Genomic DNA, 6,331 nt, shown 5'->3' with positions numbered 1-6,331 from the left:
GTTCAGAAGAGAAAGCCGTGATATAGAAGGTGTGATTTCTGAACTTCATGAATTGGTAAATCAAGCTGATGATATAAAAGAAGAACAGCAGAGAGGAAATCATCAGGCAGTACAAAGCTTTGAGCTCTATTTCAGCAGCATTGATGATTGGAGAAACTTCGAAGAAAATGGTGGAATCAGAAATCTGAACGAAAAAATCGGAGAAACAACAGATCTCTTATACAAAGTTCTTCTGCCAATGGCGGGAATCCTGACGGAGATAGGTAGAGAGGATAATTCCCTGCCGCCAGAAATTGTCCCATATATCGGAAGTATCACGAAGGGGCGTGAAGAGCAGATTTTACAGGACAACTACAAAGCGGTTGCAAAACTTGCGCTGGCACGCGGAATCTATGTAGCACATCTCGGTTGGCTAGCTAAGATGGTTGAGATTGGAGCAGAGGTTGTTGCTGATCCTGGACTTAATGCGTATAACCATATGAGCATTTCTGTTCTCAATGGGCTCGGAGCGAAAGCAGTTAACTGGAGTCTAGAGCTGGCAAGTAATTCAGATGGGAATTATCCGCTTATGCAGACTGAACACAGATTCCCGATGGCTAGGCTAAAGGGTAAACGCGAACACGATGTAAGGATAGTAAACAACGAGTTTAGCAGTCAGTCGGTGGTTCTACCTTGTGGAGATGATTCGAACCTCAGCGAGAGAGTCTTGAAATGCTTACGAGAAGGGCGTTTTAGACTATATGTATAGTACTCAAAGCAACTTAGTTTATATCTGCACTTAATTTTATAATACGTTTGATTGATACTAAATACAGGCATATAATCACTGTTTGGAGAAAAGATATGGATACAGGAATTAAAGGTTTTAAAGAAATTACTGTGACGAAGGAACTCACGGCTATAAGCATGGGAAGTGGAGATCTCGAGGTATATGCGACACCGGCGATGATTGCACTCATGGAAGGAACTGCTTCAGAATCTGTGAAACCCGAATTTGAGGAAGGTCAAGGCTCTGTCGGAACAAGCATCGCGATTAAACATCTTGCTGCCACACCGGTTGGTATGTACGTGAGATGCGAATCTGAACTAGTCGAGGTGGATGGTCGCAGGTTGGTGTTCAATATCACAGCATATGATGAAAAGGATAAAATTGGCGAAGGAACTCATGAGAGGTTTATAATATCGAACGATAAGTTCCAGAGTAAGGTTAATAACAAGTTAGATTAACCAGTAACTGATGGGGTTTTAGTATTTGAATAATTAGTGGTTCCAGAGTAAGGTTAGTAGCAAGTTAGATTAACAGCTTGATTGGAATATTGTTATTAGATGGTAACAATATTTTGATGTCGAGGTGAGAAGAGATGAACGAACATACTAATAGAAATAGAATAATAATTAGAACGAGTATCATAGGTATAATTGCTAATATGCTTTTGGCTGGGTTTAAAGCGATTATAGGTACTGCTACGAATTCTATAGCCATTGTCATGGATGCTCTAAATAACTTGAGTGATGCATTATCTTCGATTATTACAATTGTGGGAACTAGATTGGCTGGCAAAGCTCCCGATAGAGACCATCCACTGGGACATGGAAGATACGAAGATTTAACAGCAATGGTCATTTCAGTAATCGTCCTATACGCTGGCATAACAGCGCTTCAGGAATCGATAAAGAATATCCTTCATCCAGAGAAACCATCCTATACGACGATTTCTCTAGTGATAATCGGAGCAGCGATTGTGGTTAAGATGCTTCTCGGCAGATATGTGAAATCCGTAGGAATCAAGGTTAATTCTAATTCACTCGTGGCGTCGGGAAGTGACGCGTTATTCGATTCTATTATTTCGATTTCAACTCTCGTGGCAGCAGGAATTTACATTGTGGCTGGAGTAAGCCTGGAGGCTTATCTAGGTGCATTTATAGCGGCATTCATAATCAAGGCTGGCATAGACATGCTTCGTGAGACAATCAGTAAGATTCTAGGTGAAAGAGCAGATAGTAGTCTGACGAATGAAATAAAAAATGCGATAACGGAGATTGAAGGCATTTATGGAGCATACGATTTGCTGCTTCATAACTATGGTCCTAATACCGTGATTGGAGAGGTTCACATCGAAGTGCCGGATACTTATACTGCATCGATGATTGATAACCTGACTAGAGAGATTCAGGAAAAGATATACAAGAGATACGGCATCGCTATTGCGACGGTAGGCGTATACTCGATGAATACAAATGATGATAAAGCGCTTGAAGTCAAGAGTGATATCACGAGACTTGTGATGTCAGAGGAGTTCGTGTTACAGATGCACGGCTTTTATCTTGATGAAGAGAAAGCGCTGATGATATTTGACATCATTGTTGACTTCAAAGCTCCGGATAGGACTCTCGTTCGCGATAATATAATAAAAAAAATCAAGGACAGATACCCGGATTATGAGGTGAGAATCACGCTCGATCTGGATATCAGCGATTGATTGAGATTAAAGGGGGATAGATGATGGAAATTATTTCTATTGTAGTGTTCGTAGTCGTCATCGGACTGATCATGAGTGAAAAGGTTCATAGAGCGGCGGCTGCTCTCGCTGGTGCTGTGGTACTCGTATTCACAGGTGTTATGAGCGGTGAGAAAGCACTCTCCTATATCGACTTCAATACTATTGGAGTTCTCGTGGGAATGATGACACTGGTCGCTGTAATCAGACAGTCGGGACTGTTCGAATATGTCGCAATTAAGGCGGCAAAGATGGTGCACGGAGATCCGTGGAAGATAATGATTGCTTTTATCTTAATCACCGCAATTCTATCTGGAATATTAGATAACGTAACGACGGTACTGCTCGTCGGACCGATGACTATAGCTATTGCGAAGATGCTTGAGATTAATCCGGTGCCATTTCTGATGACGCAGATTCTCGCATCTAATGTCGGAGGTACGGCAACACTCATCGGTGACCCTCCAAATATCATGATTGGAAGTGCTGCAAAACTCTCTTTTATGGACTTTCTCGAAAACACTGGCTTTGCCGTTGCGCTTGTAATCGTATTTATGATTATCACGATGCGCTTCAAGTATAAGAAGGAGATTAAGGTAGAGGGACTTGATACATCCAAGATTATGAATCTTGATCCAAATAAATCGATTACCGATAAGCCGCTACTTATCAAGGGAGTTGTAGTTATCGGACTCGTAATCTTGGGATTTATATTCCACGATAAGCTAGGATTAGAATCATCTGTAATTGCGCTTGCGGCAGCAGCAATTATGCTGATTATAGGTGGTACAAGTGTTGAGAATGCCATTCAGGATGTAGAGTGGACAACTATTGCATTCTTCATGTCGCTGTTCGTAGTAGTTGGAGGACTTACGGAAACTGGAGTTATCAAGCAGATGGCCGCAGTGGTAATCGAGAAGACAGCAGGTCACCCGGTTATGATGATGCTAATATTGCTATGGGCATCAGCTATTCTGTCATCTTTCCTCGATAACATACCTTTCGTAGCGACGCTTATTCCACTAGTGCTCGCACTAAAGGCAGACGGCATGGATGTTGAGCCACTATGGTGGGCAATTTCACTCGGAGCTTGTCTTGGTGGAAATGGAACGATGATCGGAGCTTCTGCAAACGTAGTACTTTCAGATATCAGTACGAAGCACGGATATCCGATTACATTTAAGAGCTATCTGCGCGTCGGAATGCCATTTATGATTGGATCAGTATTTATTTCGATGGTATTCCTGCTAGTTAAGTACGGAATGTAGCGGAGGATGGAGGCAACATATGGCAAATACATTTACCACAGACAGAGTTATAAGTGATATGATCAACATGATGGTCAAGCAGCTCGGCGCGACGACCGTTAAGACTATGCCTGCACATATCAACATATATGAGTTTGAGATCAGCGATGAGCTTACTATCAAATATATGCTGGATCTCAGACGTGACCATGCTATGTACCTGCGCAGGGTAAATCCATATCCGATGCTTCTCGGAAAATTTTATGGTGAGACGGACGTTGTGGATTTTATCAGACGCGACATAGCGAAGTTTAAAAATGCTAGTAAGACGGACAAGTTCAACCAGTTTATCGAACTCACAGATAATCTCACTCAATTCAACAGGGAGATTGAACAGCTTTTCCTAAATAGAAAAGTTCCAACAGCTGCATTTGAAGAGTTCTCTGAAGAGATGGAGCGCGTAAGAGAGACAATCGAGCAGATTGCCCGTGAATGCCCGATGCTCTACGAGGATGAGAGAATAATAGATATAGAGAACAAGTAATTGAACACGTGACAGTTAGCTGATTGTGTGGAAAAAGTTCCTTGCATGACGAGAAAGTCGAGGTTAATATGCCTGAATTCAAAGTTCATTCTGATTTTGAGATGATGGGTGATCAGCCCCAGGCTGTTAAGAAAATCGCTGAAAGCATAGAGTCTGGAAATCGTTTCCAGACTCTGCTTGGCGTTACTGGATCCGGTAAGACTTACACGATGGCGAAAATCATAGAGAAGGTGCAGAAGCCTACACTGATTATTTCGCACAACAAGACTTTAGCGGCACAGCTCCATGGTGAGATGAAGGAGTTTTTTCCTGAAAATGCAGTAGAGTACTTCGTGTCCTACTACGATTTCTACCAGCCAGAGGCGTACGTCGCTTCAACTGACACGTATATTGAAAAAGATGCCGATATAAACGACGAAATAGATAAGCTCAGACACTCCGCAACGGCGGCAGTACTCGAGCGTAGAGACGTTATCATCGTTGCCAGTGTTTCCTGCATCTACGGTCTCGGTAGTCCTGATTCATATAGAAATCAGCTCTTATCTCTGAGACCTGGAATGGAGATGGACAGGACGATGATGATGCGCAAGCTCATCGATATGCAGTACGAGCGAAATGACATCGACTTTCACCGCGGTACGTTTCGTGTACGTGGTGACATCATCGACATATATCCTGCTGGCGGTGAAGAGGCGGTCCGCGTTGAAATGTTTGGTGATGAGATAGAGGAAATCAAGGAGATGAACGCACTAACTGGTGAAATTACTGGTGTGCGCAACCATATCTCAATATTTCCGGCATCTCACTACGTAACCAGCAAGGAAGATATGCAGCTGGCGGTCGGCACTATAAAGGAAGAACTTGATGAAAGAGTAAAGTGGTTTAAGGAGAATGGTAAGCTCCTCGAAGCAGAGCGCATCACGCAGCGCACTAATTATGATATGGAGATGATGATGGAAATTGGAACCTGCAAGGGTGTCGAGAACTATTCGAGGCATCTGAACTTCCTGAAGCCTGGGGAGAGACCGTACGTTCTTCTCGATTATTTCCCAGATGATTTTCTGACCATAATCGATGAGTCTCACGTAATGCTGCCGCAGCTCCGTGCTATGTATAATGGAGATAGGGCCAGAAAGAGCTCGCTTGTCGATTTTGGATTCAGACTTCCTTCGGCACTAGATAACAGACCGCTCAAGTTTGAGGAATTCAATGAGGTTACGAACGACCTGCTATTTGTAAGTGCGACGCCAGGCAAGTACGAGCTTGAACACTCAAATGGGATAACCGCTGAGCAGGTTATTAGACCGACAGGACTACTCGATCCGATTATAGAGGTCAGACCGATTGAGGGTCAGATTGACGATATAATCGGAGAGATATATAAGACTGTAGATAAAGGCGAACGAGTTCTTATCACGACGCTCACCAAGAGAATGGCAGAAGACCTCACAGGATTCCTCAGAAATGAAGGAATCAAGGTCAGATATCTGCATTCAGAAATAGATAATTTCGAGAGATTAGAGATAATTAGAAACCTCCGCCTGGGTAAATTCGACGTTTTAGTCGGTATCAACCTGCTTCGTGAGGGTCTCGACCTACCAGAAGTATCGCTCGTTGCGATCCTGGATGCTGACAAAGAGGGCTTTCTTCGTACAGAGACCTCACTTGTTCAGACTGTCGGCAGAGCTGCGCGTAACCAGAACGGCAGGGTTATCATGTATGCCGACCGCATCAGCAAGGCGATGAGATATACCATCGATGAGACGGCCAGAAGACGAGAGCTTCAGGAAGCATACAACAAGGAGCATGGAATCACACCTAAGACTATTATCAAGCCTATACGAGATGTAATCGAGGCGACGAAGGCATATACTGGAGATACTGAGCTCAAGAATCCTAAGGAGATGACTACGAAGGAGCTGCAGCGTACGATCAAAAATCTCGAGAAGGAGATGAAACAGGCAGCCAAGGATCTTCAGTTCGAGCGAGCAGCAGAGCTCAGAGACCTGCTATTTGACCTAAGGAGCAGCAAGAGAGCATAA

Annotated in this window: 6 protein-coding genes; all 6 read left to right on the top strand. The window is 43.5% G+C overall.

Annotated elements, in window-relative coordinates:
• Positions 1 to 748: hypothetical protein (locus tag AXF17_RS08685; RefSeq protein ID WP_169711351.1), on the top strand; the 748-nt coding region annotated here is incomplete at its 5' end.
• A 95-nt stretch (positions 749 to 843) separates the two neighbouring features.
• Positions 844 to 1,227: a thioesterase family protein gene (locus tag AXF17_RS08680; RefSeq protein WP_094234672.1), complete on the top strand. Its 384-nt coding sequence runs from the start codon at positions 844 to 846 to the stop codon at positions 1,225 to 1,227.
• A gap of 134 nt (positions 1,228 to 1,361) precedes the next feature.
• Positions 1,362 to 2,480, top strand: a complete 1,119-nt coding sequence (locus AXF17_RS08675; RefSeq protein ID WP_094234671.1) for a cation diffusion facilitator family transporter — start codon at positions 1,362 to 1,364, stop codon at positions 2,478 to 2,480.
• A gap of 23 nt (positions 2,481 to 2,503) precedes the next feature.
• A complete protein-coding gene (locus tag AXF17_RS08670; protein WP_094234670.1) occupies positions 2,504 to 3,766 on the top strand; it encodes an ArsB/NhaD family transporter in 1,263 nt (420 codons plus the stop codon).
• A 19-nt stretch (positions 3,767 to 3,785) separates the two neighbouring features.
• Complete coding sequence (locus tag AXF17_RS08665) at positions 3,786 to 4,289, top strand: hypothetical protein (protein ID WP_094234669.1); 504 nt, start codon at positions 3,786 to 3,788, stop codon at positions 4,287 to 4,289.
• Between the two features lie 68 nt (positions 4,290 to 4,357).
• The gene (uvrB, locus tag AXF17_RS08660; protein WP_094234668.1) at positions 4,358 to 6,331 is read left to right on the top strand and encodes an excinuclease ABC subunit UvrB; all 1,974 of its coding nucleotides are present in this window, start codon (positions 4,358 to 4,360) and stop codon (positions 6,329 to 6,331) included.

This window comes from Mogibacterium pumilum (assembly GCF_002243385.1).
Taxonomy (GTDB): domain Bacteria; phylum Bacillota; class Clostridia; order Peptostreptococcales; family Anaerovoracaceae; genus Mogibacterium; species Mogibacterium pumilum.
This window is presented reverse-complemented; position numbering and strand designations above follow the sequence as displayed.

Excerpts from the sequence above, each read along its gene's own strand:
- AXF17_RS08680 (WP_094234672.1), top strand. The coding sequence starts at position 844 with ATGGATACAGGAATTAAAGGTTTTAAAGAAATTACTGTGACGAAGGAA.
- AXF17_RS08675 (WP_094234671.1), top strand. The coding sequence starts at position 1,362 with ATGAACGAACATACTAATAGAAATAGAATAATAATTAGAACGAGTATC.
- AXF17_RS08670 (WP_094234670.1), top strand. The coding sequence starts at position 2,504 with ATGGAAATTATTTCTATTGTAGTGTTCGTAGTCGTCATCGGACTGATC.
- AXF17_RS08665 (WP_094234669.1), top strand. The coding sequence starts at position 3,786 with ATGGCAAATACATTTACCACAGACAGAGTTATAAGTGATATGATCAAC.
- uvrB (WP_094234668.1), top strand. The coding sequence starts at position 4,358 with ATGCCTGAATTCAAAGTTCATTCTGATTTTGAGATGATGGGTGATCAG.